This is a genomic window from Desulfitobacterium chlororespirans DSM 11544 (assembly GCF_900143285.1).
In the GTDB taxonomy this organism is placed as follows: domain Bacteria; phylum Bacillota; class Desulfitobacteriia; order Desulfitobacteriales; family Desulfitobacteriaceae; genus Desulfitobacterium; species Desulfitobacterium chlororespirans.
The window spans coordinates 1-13,047 of record NZ_FRDN01000028.1 but is presented as its reverse complement, the minus strand read 5'-3'; the positions used below and the strand labels follow the sequence as shown (position 1 = coordinate 13,047).

The 13,047-nt window shown below is 43.7% G+C and carries 20 protein-coding genes, 1 tRNA gene and 2 pseudogenes; 3 read left to right on the top strand and 20 right to left on the bottom strand.

The window, feature by feature from the left end; all coding sequences use genetic code 11:
* Positions 1–218: ATP-binding protein (locus tag BUA14_RS26925; RefSeq protein ID WP_178371824.1), on the top strand; the 218-nt coding region annotated here is incomplete at its 5' end.
* Positions 219–753: 535 nt separating this feature from the next.
* On the opposite strand, the gene BUA14_RS26920 is transcribed toward BUA14_RS26925, so the two are convergent.
* The 14 genes and pseudogenes from BUA14_RS26920 to BUA14_RS26850 form a co-directional block, all read right to left on the bottom strand.
* Positions 754–969, bottom strand: a complete 216-nt coding sequence (locus tag BUA14_RS26920; protein WP_072775405.1) for a helix-turn-helix domain-containing protein — start codon at positions 967–969, stop codon at positions 754–756.
* 92 nt (positions 970–1,061) lie between these two features.
* Positions 1,062–2,336 (bottom strand): DEAD/DEAH box helicase, encoded by a 1,275-nt coding sequence (locus BUA14_RS26915; protein WP_242954787.1) that lies wholly within the window; start codon positions 2,334–2,336, stop codon positions 1,062–1,064.
* Between the two features lie 118 nt (positions 2,337–2,454).
* Positions 2,455–2,733 (bottom strand): RNA pseudouridine synthase, encoded by a 279-nt coding sequence (locus BUA14_RS28840; protein ID WP_282433401.1) that lies wholly within the window; start codon positions 2,731–2,733, stop codon positions 2,455–2,457.
* Positions 2,706–3,359, bottom strand: coding sequence for an RluA family pseudouridine synthase (locus BUA14_RS26910; RefSeq protein ID WP_282433400.1), 654 nt, complete (start codon positions 3,357–3,359; stop codon positions 2,706–2,708). The genes BUA14_RS28840 and BUA14_RS26910 overlap by 28 nt, the downstream gene beginning before the upstream one ends.
* An 87-nt stretch (positions 3,360–3,446) precedes the next feature.
* Positions 3,447–4,262 carry a M55 family metallopeptidase gene (locus BUA14_RS26905; protein WP_072775404.1) on the bottom strand — a complete coding sequence of 272 codons (816 nt, stop codon included), beginning with the start codon at positions 4,260–4,262 and terminating at the stop codon, positions 3,447–3,449.
* A gap of 69 nt (positions 4,263–4,331) precedes the next feature.
* Positions 4,332–4,802, bottom strand: coding sequence for a VOC family protein (locus BUA14_RS26900; protein WP_072775403.1), 471 nt, complete (start codon positions 4,800–4,802; stop codon positions 4,332–4,334).
* Positions 4,803–5,075: 273 nt separating this feature from the next.
* Positions 5,076–5,402 (bottom strand): YkgJ family cysteine cluster protein, encoded by a 327-nt coding sequence (locus BUA14_RS28685; protein ID WP_242954785.1) that lies wholly within the window; start codon positions 5,400–5,402, stop codon positions 5,076–5,078.
* A gap of 176 nt (positions 5,403–5,578) precedes the next feature.
* Complete coding sequence (locus tag BUA14_RS26885; protein WP_084078889.1) at positions 5,579–5,788, bottom strand: DUF2200 family protein; 210 nt, start codon at positions 5,786–5,788, stop codon at positions 5,579–5,581.
* 3 nt (positions 5,789–5,791) lie between these two features.
* A complete protein-coding gene (locus BUA14_RS26880) occupies positions 5,792–6,217 on the bottom strand; it encodes a VOC family protein (protein WP_072775402.1) in 426 nt (141 codons plus the stop codon).
* Between the two features lie 295 nt (positions 6,218–6,512).
* A complete protein-coding gene (locus BUA14_RS26870) occupies positions 6,513–7,133 on the bottom strand; it encodes a class I SAM-dependent methyltransferase (RefSeq protein WP_072775400.1) in 621 nt (206 codons plus the stop codon).
* A gap of 194 nt (positions 7,134–7,327) precedes the next feature.
* Positions 7,328–7,549 (bottom strand): annotated as a pseudogene (locus BUA14_RS26865) (DNA-3-methyladenine glycosylase); the annotation flags it as partial.
* 265 nt (positions 7,550–7,814) lie between these two features.
* A tRNA-Val gene (locus BUA14_RS26860) sits at positions 7,815–7,891 on the bottom strand.
* 126 nt (positions 7,892–8,017) lie between these two features.
* Complete coding sequence (locus tag BUA14_RS26855) at positions 8,018–8,272, bottom strand: DUF2798 domain-containing protein (protein ID WP_072775399.1); 255 nt, start codon at positions 8,270–8,272, stop codon at positions 8,018–8,020.
* A 22-nt stretch (positions 8,273–8,294) separates the two neighbouring features.
* Entirely contained in the window at positions 8,295–8,546 is a 252-nt protein-coding gene (locus tag BUA14_RS26850) for a DUF2798 domain-containing protein (RefSeq protein WP_072775398.1), read from the bottom strand.
* A gap of 217 nt (positions 8,547–8,763) precedes the next feature.
* Between BUA14_RS26850 and BUA14_RS26845 the strand changes: the two genes are divergently transcribed.
* The gene (locus BUA14_RS26845; protein WP_072775397.1) at positions 8,764–9,699 is read left to right on the top strand and encodes a LysR family transcriptional regulator; all 936 of its coding nucleotides are present in this window, start codon (positions 8,764–8,766) and stop codon (positions 9,697–9,699) included.
* A gap of 15 nt (positions 9,700–9,714) precedes the next feature.
* Here the strand turns inward: BUA14_RS26845 and BUA14_RS26840 are convergent, their stop codons facing one another.
* The 3 genes from BUA14_RS26840 to BUA14_RS26830 form a co-directional block, all read right to left on the bottom strand.
* Positions 9,715–9,993, bottom strand: coding sequence for a type II toxin-antitoxin system HicB family antitoxin (locus tag BUA14_RS26840; RefSeq protein WP_242954784.1), 279 nt, complete (start codon positions 9,991–9,993; stop codon positions 9,715–9,717).
* 751 nt (positions 9,994–10,744) lie between these two features.
* Complete coding sequence (locus BUA14_RS26835; protein ID WP_072775395.1) at positions 10,745–10,987, bottom strand: helix-turn-helix domain-containing protein; 243 nt, start codon at positions 10,985–10,987, stop codon at positions 10,745–10,747.
* A gap of 19 nt (positions 10,988–11,006) precedes the next feature.
* Complete coding sequence (locus BUA14_RS26830; RefSeq protein WP_072775394.1) at positions 11,007–11,219, bottom strand: helix-turn-helix domain-containing protein; 213 nt, start codon at positions 11,217–11,219, stop codon at positions 11,007–11,009.
* Positions 11,220–11,571: 352 nt separating this feature from the next.
* Here BUA14_RS26830 and BUA14_RS26825 point away from each other — a divergent pair, with 352 nt between their 5' ends.
* Positions 11,572–11,793, top strand: coding sequence for a hypothetical protein (locus BUA14_RS26825; RefSeq protein WP_072775393.1), 222 nt, complete (start codon positions 11,572–11,574; stop codon positions 11,791–11,793).
* 150 nt (positions 11,794–11,943) lie between these two features.
* Here the strand turns inward: BUA14_RS26825 and BUA14_RS26820 are convergent, their stop codons facing one another.
* The 3 genes and pseudogenes from BUA14_RS26820 to BUA14_RS28925 all read right to left on the bottom strand — a co-directional run.
* The gene (locus BUA14_RS26820) at positions 11,944–12,426 is read right to left on the bottom strand and encodes a hypothetical protein (RefSeq protein ID WP_072775392.1); all 483 of its coding nucleotides are present in this window, start codon (positions 12,424–12,426) and stop codon (positions 11,944–11,946) included.
* 146 nt (positions 12,427–12,572) lie between these two features.
* Positions 12,573–12,902 (bottom strand): hypothetical protein, encoded by a 330-nt coding sequence (locus BUA14_RS26815; protein ID WP_072775391.1) that lies wholly within the window; start codon positions 12,900–12,902, stop codon positions 12,573–12,575.
* 13 nt (positions 12,903–12,915) lie between these two features.
* Positions 12,916–13,047: pseudogene (locus BUA14_RS28925) on the bottom strand (N-acetylmuramoyl-L-alanine amidase); the annotation flags it as partial.

The following is a 13,047-nucleotide window of genomic DNA, read 5'->3' as shown; positions in this document are numbered from 1 at the left end:
GCAGTCCTTTGCTTTTCCAGTTCTGCTCAGAACGCTATGAACGTGGCAGCCTGATCATAACCACAAACCTGGAATTTGGCCGTTGGGGGGAGGTATTTGGCGACAATGCACTAACCGTAGCTTTACTGGATCGGATAACCCATCATGCCCATGTTATTCCGTTCATAGGTGAATCCTACCGGTTTAAGCAGAGCAAGGGAAACAAAATTAACGATTAATTAACTGAAGTAACCGCCTGGAGGGTGGTCAATTTTTTGGCTGTCACGGTGGTAAACTTTTTGATTGACACTACTAGATAATGATAGACCACATACCAAGGCCGAAAAAGCACAGATGATAAACGTACTCTTTTTTGGTGGAAAGATTTCTTTTGAAGAATATCAGCAGCAGATGTCACAAATCGGTGACTGACAAAGCAAGTGGCTCCATCGCGACGATGGGTTCATGGCTATTACTTTGGTCGAGTTATGATGCACCTAGTCGCACCCACTATAGATAAGTAGAAGTCTATCTAGCCCCTGATTTTTCAGGGGTTTTTCTTTTCATCCCGGTACAGATTAGCGTGAAATAATATAGTTCGAACTAGGTGTTGTCTCCAATTTGTCCCCATAAAAAGCAAGAACCCCCGTCCGACCATCAAGGGTTCTTGCTCTATATTAAAGAAAAAGGAGGTAGATAGTGGATGCCTTGCCGCAGCCCACTATACTATATGTCCCAATCACTGTAGATGTGACAAACCCCTGACGTCGGGGATTATTTTTTCGATAGCACTTCTTCTAAGGCAATCTCCAGGGCACAAGCCACCCTCGCCAACGCCGCGATATCCGGCCGCCTCTCCCCTGCCTCTATGCGGTGTATGCTCCTCACCGGCAGCTTTGCCCGCTGTGCCAGCTCCCCGACAGATAAGCTAAGCTGCTCGCGGCGCAGGGCTATGTTCTTACCGATTTGGACGGCATCGAGTTTGGTCATATGTACCTCCGCACCGGGTTAGTTTTCGGTGCTTTTTTCGTGCGTGAGCAGCTCCCCTACCTCAACGCCGAGGTAGGGGAGCTGCTTATCTATTAGCTCTGCCGGGTAGTTGGCTTTGATCTATACGCACCTTGTTTGGAATATGCTGCTGTTTTGGCTGTGGCAGGGTTTTGAGGCCTTGCCGCAGCTGCTCGCTGAGGGGTCTTCGTTTTTGGCTCGATAACAGTGTTGACCAATGGATAGGGATGCTCCTTCACTTCAGGTAATGTTTTGCTGATTCGTTTTTGAATGTCGCGCAATAAGGATTTTTCTTCAAAGTCACAAAACGTGATTGCCTTGCCGCCAAGGCCGGCTCTGCCTGTACGGCCAATCCTGTGAATATAGGTTTCAGGCACTTCTGGCAGGTTGTAATTGATGACATGGGAAAGCTCTTGGATATCCAGCCCGCGGGCAGCAATATCCGTTGCAACAAGAATTCTTGTTTTCCGTTTTTTAAAAGCATGCAAAGCCTGCTCCCTGTTGGCTTGAGATTTGTTTCCGTGAATCGCCACTGCTGCAAATCCTTTTTTATTCAGTTCTTTTACTATTTTATCTGCACCATGTTTTGTTCGCGAAAATACGAGGACAGAATCATATTCGTTGTTTTTCAGCCAATAAGTCAACAGGGCCGTCTTGTTTACCTTATCCACAAAGTAGACTTCCTGTTCAATGATATCAAGCGGAGAAAATTCCGGCGTCATTGCAATCTTCACAGGTCCTTTTAAGATGGTATCCGCGAGCTTTTCTATTTCAACCGGCATGGTTGCTGAAAACAACATGTTCTGCCTTTCTCTGGGAAGGTAAGTGATAATCCTTTTTACGTCGTGAAGCATACCCATATCCAGCATTTGATCGGTCTCATCAAGCACAAAATGTTCCACATGGCTTAAATCGATAAATCCTTGGTTGATTAAGTCAAGCAGTCTGCCCGGGGTTGCCACCAGGATATCAATTCCCTTTTCCAGTTTCCTCGTTTGCGGAGCCTGCCCTACGCCGCCAAAAATGACCAGCGTCCTTAGGGGCAAGTTGACTCCGTAAGCAGTGAAGGACTCTGCGATTTGAGTCGCCAGTTCCCTGGTCGGCGCGAGAACTAAGGCCCTGATCTGTCTTTTGCCTTTTAGCAAACCTTGCCCCATGGAAAGGCTTTGCAAGATCGGAATTGCAAAAGCGGCGGTCTTGCCTGTGCCTGTTTGGGCACATCCCAACAAATCCAAACCCTCAAGCAGGTGCGGAATCGCCTCAGCCTGGATAGGGGTTGCCTCTGAATATCCTTGCGCTGCCAGCGCCTTCTGAATCGGAGTGATTATCTTTAGTTCGTTTAATAACACTTGTTTCACCTTTAATCCTTTAATATTAATAAAATTGGCCACTTTTCCGTCATGACCTATTTCCATAGTCAGTAGGAATATTTTTATTATAAACAGTTTATGCGTAGGCCTAATCTATTCAGCGCTTTAATAGCGCTTTAAAATTTTCTGGCACTTCTGTTTCAACGCATAGCACTTGATTAGAAAAAGGATGCCTGAGTTCCAGTTTGTACGCATGCAACCCTAATCGCTTCAAAGGATTGGTTTTAGCACCATATTTGGTATCACCCACGACAGAATGTCCTAATTCCTTCATGTGCACGCGGATTTGGTTCTTACGGCCTGTTTCCAGTTGAATAGTCAATAGAGAATAATCGGGGGTTTCATCGATCACCTGATAGTTCGTGATGGCCTCCAAACCGTCCCCCTCCTTGGGGCTGGAATACACAAGCAGCGTCTTTGTTCCTTGAGCCAGGAGCGGATTCTGCCGCTTTTTTCTTTAAGCCGCCCCTCCACGATTGCCACATAACCCCGTTGCGATACCAGGCTGCCCCAATTATCTTGCAACGCTAGTTTCAGCTTTTCGTTTTTGGCAAACATCAGTACCCCAGAGGTGTCCCGGTCCAGACGGTGAACAATAAAGATACGGGCTTTCGGGTTAGTCCGGCGCACATAATCCATCAGCAAATGATAAGCGGAAACACTATTTTTATGATCAGCTATAGCCAACAAGCCAGCCGGCTTATTGATTACGATCAAATCAGCATCCTCATATAAAATTTGCAGGGCATCTTTCTCTTTTTGCCCCCGAATTACTGAGCGGACTATCCGTACCGTCTGTCCTTCTTTCAGGGGACAGTCGTGCTGGGTAACGACACGTCCATCCACAGTAACCTGTCTGTGTTTAAGCAAAGACTTTAGGTTATTTCTTGACTGATGGGTTAACTTAAGTGTTAGAAAATCGAACAAACCACCGCATTCTGTGACAACAAATGCTGTATCAGCTGTCATTTTACTTTTCTTATTATCCACGCTTTGTGTCATTATGAGGAAGTCTCCTTCTCTGATTATCACGGTACCAAGGGTATGCCACCTATGTGCATATAATAATGTTGTTAATAGATCAATAAGTTAATTACTATTTGCGATTTTTATCATAGCTGTTAATGCTCTATAACTATCCATAATTGTTTTTCCATTATACAATACACTATTGGGGCCAACAAGTTCTGCTCCAGGCATTATTGATGCCGATTCAGCTTGACCGCTGTTCAAGAAAGTAATTCTCATTTCCAGTGGCTCTTGTATTTTTATAGGAGCAATATTCCTTGCATTGATTAGGGCAGCTTTACTTTTATCTTTTATTTTTTTAAATACTACAGAGGGTGTTAAACATTTTGCTGCATACCTTCCATATGACCTTTTAACTACAACTGTTTCAATTGCAGTATGCACGTCTTTTACTTCCTCCTCCAGAATGTTGTCACCTGATACCAAAACAACTGGAACATTAAAATGACCTGCAACACATGCATTCATATAAAACTCGCCAACATCTTTACCATTTATATTGATGTTTGAAATCACACCGCCATGGAAAGAGTGACTCAAAACTCCGCTTACATTCATTCTGGAATGATAGCCTATAAATATTACTGCATCAAATGATGAATCTAGTCCTTCCATCATAGCACCCTTATGGGACGAACCAGTAATTAATTGAGCTTTATTGTTTAAAGATTCTATAAGTATATTCGTTCCGGCACCATGAAGATCATTAACAACGATTTCTGTTGCACCAATCTCAACAGCTCCTTCGATGGCTGCATTAACCTCTTGGGTCATAAGTTCTCTTGATCTCTGATAATCCCGCTCCCCAGGCAAAACCTGATTAACAGCAACAATTCCGCTTATTCCTTCAATATCAGCTGAAACATATATTTTCACAGTATCACACCCTACCTCAATAACTTCTTTTCCAAAAGAGACTTGTTTTTTATTACACGATTATCAAAGTTAAAGAGACCCGGCTTCCTCAAGTTCCCTGATGATGATCTTTTTCATTTTCATCATCGCCTGTATTTGAGCATCCGTGCCGGTTAAGGCTCCCATGTTATAGGGTACGATCTGCCAGGACAGACCAAACTTATCCTTAGCCCAACCACATTGCTCCGCCTCTTTGACATGAGACAGCTTACCCCAGAAGTAGTCGATCTCATCTTGGTCTTCACACTCGATCGTCATTGATATAGCTTCATTAAAATGGAAGTATGGGCCGCCGTCCAACGCAAGATACTTTTGTCCGTTTAATGTAAATTCAGCAGTTATTATTTTACCGGACATACCTTTAAAATGTTCATCAAGAGCTTCATTAGGATACTTTACAATTTTCTGTATTTCAGAATTGGGGAATATATTTACGTAGTAATTTATTGCCTCTTCACAATTATTGTCACCGAACCATAATGACGGTACTATCTTTTTCATGTTTCCTCCTTGCTGGAATCTCTCCACTCATAATTTAGCCATCTTTCGCTGTCTTTTGGTCTTCACTTTCATAATGGTCAAATCAATAGCGTCGCCTGCTTTTAAATCCATAAACTTTCTTTAATCTTGCCAATATCTCAAAAGCTACCGGGCACACTTCAACCACATTCAACACACTGTAAAGACTTTCTAACCTTTCCGGCTGGTTTGTATACGGATACGTCTTACAGCTTTCAGGTTTCACATCACCCAGTTTACATTCTCCATCTTCATCTAAGAAATCACAGGGCCGGTGCTTGGTTTTTTATAGTTGTATTCTCTTTGGTCGAATTCCAGAAAGAACTCTTTGAACTGATCAGCTGTTAGCTTCATGTATCCCGCCGCTTTTTCCAGTTCCTCTTCTTGAAATGTTCCTTTATACATTTTGCAGCAGTTTCTGCAACTCCTGCAGTCATAATCAGCAAACAGTTCGTTATGCAATGCCAGAAATTGCTTATCCAGCTCCTCTTCATCGGCATGATTCTTCAGGAAGGAACGGAATCTGAAATTGTCAGCCTCCATCATCTTTGCTGCTTTTTTAACTTCACTCGGTTTCAGCATATCTTCTGTTTCACCTCACATTATCAGTAGTATTGACAACATAATGTGTAAGATAGGTTTTTTCTATAAAGGCATCTCCGGATTTGCTAAAACGCAAGGGAATTTTCTTCCCTTTTACGCCCCACCGGTTATATGCCGTCCATGAAGGCTTTAACTGATTCTCCAGCGCATATACCCTAAGTTCTTTCATGATGAGTCTTCGATTTCCTCGACGCGAACTCCGCTTCTCTATTAATTTGAGACTGCAATCCCTGCTTATCGTAGCCTATCAGCCATTGGATGATGGTATCGACTTCCGCTTTCGTGCGTCCTTTACGCTCAGCTTTTTGAATATACAGAGGGTAGATACTGGAGATTTTCATTTTGTATACACGTTCGTTATTCATTCTTCATCCCTTCACTTGCTTCGGCGCTTCCTCAGCGACAACATTCCAGTTCACGCCGAACTTGTCTGTCACTGCGGCATGGAATACACTGTAGAAGGTCTCGGTCAGCGGGAGCGTCACCTCGCCACCCACGCAAAGCGCAACGAAGATAGTCGCCGCTTCCTCTCCCGTAGGTACCGTAGCGGTTAGTTTGATAGTGTCGCCACTCTTGAGCGGCGTAGCTTCATCGGCAAACCAGATGTTCGTACCGCAGACGTTCATTTCGGCGTGCATAACCCAAGTACGCAGCAATTCAGGCGGCGTCTTTGATCCCTCTGGCATATAGTCACCGTAGGTCAGGATTTTGGGTTCGTCACAATGGAAGACGGCGCGGTAGAAATTCAGTGCATCTTTGCAATTCCCGTTGAATGTAAGATAAGGTATAATCATGGTTTCCTCTCCTTTATTTTGCGTTTGGTGATACTCCTTCTTATTCTTTCCCAATATTTCTAACGAGCAATCTTTTTCAGCTGGATATCAACAACGTTTATCATCCAGTTAATCTTCTGCTGTACTTTTAGATCCGAGCTTTTCATTTGCTCTAATTTTAAACGGCATAATTCCAGAGTAGATTGATACCTCATGCTAATATCCATTTCATCACCGCCGTTCACGGACAAGGATTTCTGAGTAAGCCGGATATTTTTATCTTCGTATTGCATTTCTATGCCTAATTTCATAAAGATCAGCAGACTTTAGCCGCCTCAAGATAAACAAGCGGAAATGCGGCTCTTAATACTTTCCGCCGGCCAACAGAAAAACCATTTCTCTCAATAAACCCGGTATATTCCTCCGGTGTCCACTTCGAGTAAGTTTCAAACCCGATCAGCTTCAGTATTTTGGCGTTCAGGTTCCAGGTAGAGTTCTTTAGGTGCCCATGGGCAAAGGTCGGCGCGATCAGTAACCCACCCGGTTTCAATACCCTGCGGATGCCCGCAAGCGCTGCTTCGGGGTCCGGAATAATATGCAAAGCATTGGAAATGATGACCGCATCAAACGAATCCTCCGCAAAGGATAATGCCGTAGCGTCTTCAATAGAAAATTTAACATTTGGCGGAGCAATTTTCTTTTTTGCGGTTTCAATCATCTTGGGGGAGAAGTCCGTCGCTTCAACCTGCCGGACAAATTTGGCTATACCAAGGGCAATCAAACCGGTTCCGGTGGCAACTTCCAAAACCCGCATATCGGCTTTCAGTACTTCCGACATCAGACGGTACATTTCTTCGTATGCCCCTTTGCTAAACCGATTAATCTCGAAGTCATAAAGCCCGGAATACCGGTTCCAAAATTTTTTGTTGTCGCCCATAATCAGTTGCTCCTTAACCTGAAATTTTAACCGTCAATGTCTGATTTATATTCAGCTTCATTCTCCCTTACTGTTGGCGCATTTCCACAATCCTCACGTTCTAGAAAAATACCGTGAGGTGTTTTTAGCATCACTCCCATCTGAATGAATCACCAGTTTAAATAAAACCCCCGTTTTATAATTGGAGCATCACTGTAAGAGAATCCCGGCCCGCCATACATGACCTCTACTCTTGCCGTTCTTTTTCCGCCATAGGAATGTGCCGCTTTATCTTCAATTCCCATATATGCTTCTGCCTCAACAATTTTTGCCGAAATTCTCTGTCCTTCTACTTCGTGCACAAGCGTCTTACCGAAAAGTTCTCTGGCAACGATCACTGAATCTCTATTATAAAATTCTTTGCCTAATGCCTTCATTGTCTAGTGTATTCCTTTCCCCATTCTTAACGGCAGCATCCGTCACCCCCATATCAAATCCTGCTCTGGGGTCATATATACCTACTGCCAAGCAGAACAATAAACCTGCGCAAGATTATTGACACTACCGACACCTTGTATTTGGCTATGGATAGCTTATCATAATAAAACAGATTCAGGCCATGGTTTGCTCTGAATCCGTTTTTTAATCTGTCAAGCTATCGGATTGAATCGTGTAACTGTGTCTACCCATTTTTCAATGATTTGGTGGGCTTGAGAGGGCTCGAACCTCCGACCCCCGCGATGTGAACACGGTGCTCTAACCAACTGAGCTACAAGCCCGAAGCAGGATGACCTGCTCATTAATTTTAGCACATATTTCCTCATTCACCAACTTTTTCGTTCAAATCATTGCCGTCATTCTTTATCTAAGCGACAGTTATGGATTATGTATGACTTTTTAACTTGCTAGAGTTTCAATTTATCAGCGAGTCTGGCGAAAAACCGCGGCAGAAAAAAAGACAATGGTAGGGCGGTGAGAAAACCCACGGGCCACCTGGATAGCCAGACTATCCAAAAACCGCCTGTAAAGCCTATATTTACGATGGTCATCACGAACGACATTACCATAGAAAAGGTTAAAGCCATACCAATGCTCATAAATAATGCCCGCTTGTTAAGGTAGCTATTAGGTTTTTCAATTGCATTTTCCTGCACAGCCATAATGTATCATCATCCCCCCATCTCAGCGATATTTTATGGTGCGGGTGTGGACACTCTGGTTAAATAAATTCAGAGATAATTTTTGGATGGGCGGAACGATAATTAAGGACAGCGGAAATGCCACCACAAAGCCGATGAGCGTCGAACTCAGCCATGACGTCAGGAATCCCGGCATGATTCCCCCCGTATAGATCAAAAGCATAAAAAAACCCATCGCGATACTGAAAACCAAGGATATCATAAAGTTCATAAAAAGAATTTGTTTTTTATTCAACCTCTTTCCTCCTTAGTTTGGGAAACTGCTTCACCTCCTTGCGGCAACCAACTATGGAACACGGGTAATCATCATTTTTTTCACCTCCTGTACATAATGATTAGGGAATCTGGAACCCCTTTACTTAAGCATATAGCGTCTTTAAGAATTTTAAAAATACATTATAATTCTAACTAAGTATAATCTTTTGATATAACAGATTGAGGTGATACGAATCATGAATTATCGCCAACTCAAATACTTCACGGTCGTTGCCAGATTGCTTAACTTCTCCAAAGCTGCCGCAGAACTCTACGTCAGCCAGCCTGCCTTAAGCAAGCATATTGCCGAATTGGAAAAATACTTTGGAACCGCCCTTTTCCTTCGAACTAACCGCAACCTCGTTTTAACCGAAGCCGGAAAGGTCTTGCTTGACGAGGCGGAAAGCATCTTCGCCAAAGAGCCAGAAATCCTGCGCAAGGTAAGCGAAGCCTCCAGGAAACGAACCGGGAAATTAACCATTGCCTTCATCAGCACCAGTCTATCATTTCATATCCCTTTACTAGTTAAGCAGTTTAATCACGAATATCCCCTGATTGAAGTTAATCTGCAGCGCCTTCCTTGGGGCAAAGTCGAACGTGCCGTTTCCGACAAGCAAGCTGATCTTGGGTTCATGATATCGCTTAGGGAAGAAAATGCACCTGTTTCAGCATCCTATGTCTTAACTCATACCTATCCGGCCGTCGTTGTAGCCAAGGACCATCCTCTAGCCGACCGAAACACCATCCATATGGCCCAGCTTAAGGATGAACAATTTATCCTGGTCTCTCAGGGTGCTCAGCCCAGCCCTTACGAATACACGATACGCCTATGCCAAAACGCAGGGTTCACGCCAAACATCACCACTACCTGCCCCCTTGCCGAAACCGCTCTGATGCTGGTCCAGGCCGGCCTTGGCATCTCAATTCTTTCAAGGCTCGCCCCGGTCCAAGGTATGAATAACGTGAAATTCATTGATATTGAAGGAGTACCCGCCTGTCCGTTCTCCGTTATATGGAATAAGGAGTCCACTAATACTTCTTTAGGGGTATTTCTAGAAAAAATAAAACAGTATAATTGGTCTAATCCTGATGAGGCTAATTATACTGCTCTAAAGCAAGGCGATATATGTTGAAGCGCGGTTGAGTCTTTACCAGGGAATTATTCCATTGCGGTCGGAGAAAGTGCCGGTAGGACCATCCTTCCCGATTGTGGCCATCTGCGCGGCTTTTTTATGAAGCTCAGGTTTTATCTTTACGTTGAAGCTTCCTTTATAGACTTTTTCCGGCTCTTTTCCGTTCAACCGGCATAGTTCAAGATAATCTTCCACGGCTTCCTCAAAAGCCTCAAGCTCGCCGTAAAATACTTCATCCTCGGTGCTGTAATGTACCAAGCTGATATAATCCTTGTAAAACATAACATCTTTCATAATTAAATCTCTCCGCCTGGATTTCTTCTGGACAAACAAACAACAGTCTCCACACTCACTGTATATAGAACTTTCAACATCTATCCTTACCCTTTATTGTGTAGTGTTACCTATTACACTTGCTAATAGCTGCATCCATAGGAAATACACTTATTTTTCCTTACTCTCAATTATTAGCCGTTTTATATCAAAACTCCTTCACCGTTGGCAAAATGTAGACGATGCCTACGTAACAAAAAAAAGCAGAACCCCGACCAACAATGCGACCGGGTTTCTGCTCCCAGGCAAAAAACCTTAAACAACCATGACAATCATTTCCGAACCCACTATACTGTATGTCCTTAGATAATCAAGTGTGACAGCCCTAATACAAAAAAGGCAGAAACCCCTGGCGACCGTACCAAGGATTTTCTGCTTACAACTAGCGGCACCCTTACAGGGGTAAGGGATATCAAGGTCATTGATACACTATACTATATGCTCTTAGATAGCCAAGTGTGACAAACACTCCCGAGAAAAGCAAGAACCCCCGTTCGACCACCAGGGACTCTTGCTTTATATTAAAAGGAGCCGATCAATTTGACAGTACCGCACACCCACTATAAGTATATGCCCCCATTTAGCCAAGTGTGACAACCATAAAAAGCAGAACCCCAGCACAATAACTTTGCACCGGGTTTCTGCTCCTGAGAAAAAATTTCGACCCACTACACTATATGTCCCTATCGCCATAGATGTGACAGGCACCGGATTAGTTTTCGGTGCTTTTTTCGTGGGCTATTTCAGCCGTCACCAAATCATCTATAGTCATACCTAGTACCCAGGCAATCCACGCTAATGAAGCTATATGCGGTCGTCTCTCCCCCGCCTCTATTTTCTTGATGCGTATCACGGATATACCTGTCTTCCGCGCCAGAGTTTTTATGCTCATACCAAGATGTTCGCGGTGTGCTGTTACGCTCTTGCCGATTGTGATTGCGTCGTATTTTAGCATAGTTCCTCCATGCTGCAGATTATTCCTCGGTGCTTTTTTCGTGCGTGAGTAGCTCTCCTACTTCGATATCAAGATAGGTGCAGAGCTTATCCAGTGTTTCAAATTGTACGCCTTTTGCTCTTCCGTGGTAAAGGTCGGCCACTGTATTCCTGGCCAAGCCGGTTCCTTCCAATACTTCAGATATTTTAAGCCTTTTTCTGCCCATTATTTCACTTAGCCTATTTTCAATCATGATAACCACGCTCCTTAAACTCATAATAACAAATCTAATAAAAAACATCAGCACAGTGATTACATAAAGGAGGCTACCACGATGTATAAAATCACATTTGGACTGCTAGACGGCAGTAACAGGGGCATTGAATACGCAAGTCGGGTAAACCCTCAGATTATTAAGGGGCTGTGGGGCCACCCAGGCACAAGCGTAAAAGAGTTGGGGTAACGATGATGCCGGGAACCAAATCTATCACCTGACGGACAACCAGATTAAAATCAATCCGTTGCTGGTAACGTGCGAGTATATCGCAGAGTAAAAAAAGCCGAAAGCCGGGCGGCTAAACCCGGCAGAGAAAGGATGGATGAAGATGAAAGCAAAGCTCATGGAGAAGCACGCCGAGTTAATCAGGTCCAGAAAATACGCCGTAGCATGGCGACTGTTTCTGCTCCTCAATAACGAAGAAATTACGTTATTTAAAAACATCAACGGGGATTTCTCCGCTAAGCCAGATAGAGAGGCCGATCTAATCCTGAAGTCCATTGGTTGTAAGTGCTCAGATAAAAAGTACCTAACTCAGTATCAAATATAATAACCCCGCCTGACGATGGCTGCCCGGGAAGCAGCCGAAACGCTCTCCGGAGCGTCGCGGGATCCCGCTTCGAGCTGGTCATGCATGGCTGGCCTTGACATAGATTTATTTGATCTTTGAAAAATAAGTAGGAGTCCCTGTCGGAGCAACTTATATACTCGGTAATGCCCCTATTATAATAATAAAAATCACGGCAATAGCTATAACGATTTCCATCGCAGATAGTGTGACGGGCACCCAAATGGCCATACGCCACCTAAATATAGCCCATGTTTTTTCTTTTTTCTGATATGGTTTTGTTAGTGGGACTAACTCATTTTTGACATATTCTTCTGGGTAATGATCTGCCATAATCCTTTTAATTTTTCCATCAATCGTATTGATCCTGATAGATTCAGCAAGACAAAACCAGAGAAAAAAAAGCGTCAGGAGTATACCTGCAATTGGAAACATTATTACAGATATTTGTGGAAGTTTTACACCATTGAAAATTCCTATTGTCAAAGGTAAAGTCGATACGAAAAAAATCACCACAAAGAACTGCAGTATTCTTTTCCATAGGTTCTCTTGTCGAAATTTCCATTCCTCAAAATATAGATTGAGCAGAAAAAGATTTTTCTCTTCGTTTTCCACATGCATCACTCCCTATAAATATGCCTTTAGTAAATCATACCATATCTGCAATATGAGTTATCAAAAAAAGTGGAAACTTAGAAGAAACTAAGTATAAAAAAATATAAGCCCTCCCCCGCATCAAGCGAGAGAGGGCTTTGCTATGCTTATTCTTCGTCTAAAGGCTTCTCTAAGCTCGACAAATAATTCTTGGCTTCCTCGTAAAGCCTGCCTGCCAGCTCCTCAAACATCCTATAACTAATCATCAACCTCACATACCTGGGCAAAAGCTGATACCCCTTTTCCACCACGAAGCCAAACTTCTCTTCCCCGGTCTGCGGCGCGTACTCTTCCGCCTGCTTCTCCAACCTCAGCATCAGCGAGAGCACAATCTGGCCTGCTTTAGCCCTTCCCTGGCTGATCAGATAGATGATAAAGACCACCACGACAAGCAGCAGCCCCCAATAATCTTGAGCATACCCCAATAGAGTTTCCATGGTTGATCCCTCCTTACAATCCTAACTTCGCAGTCTCTATCCGGTCACTTCCGGCATAGTAGAAATTCCCGTTGCCATTTGTCCCTTGCACCCCAACCCAGTGCTTGCTCTTGGCTTGGATGGTGTCCGCAAAGGCTTTATGGAT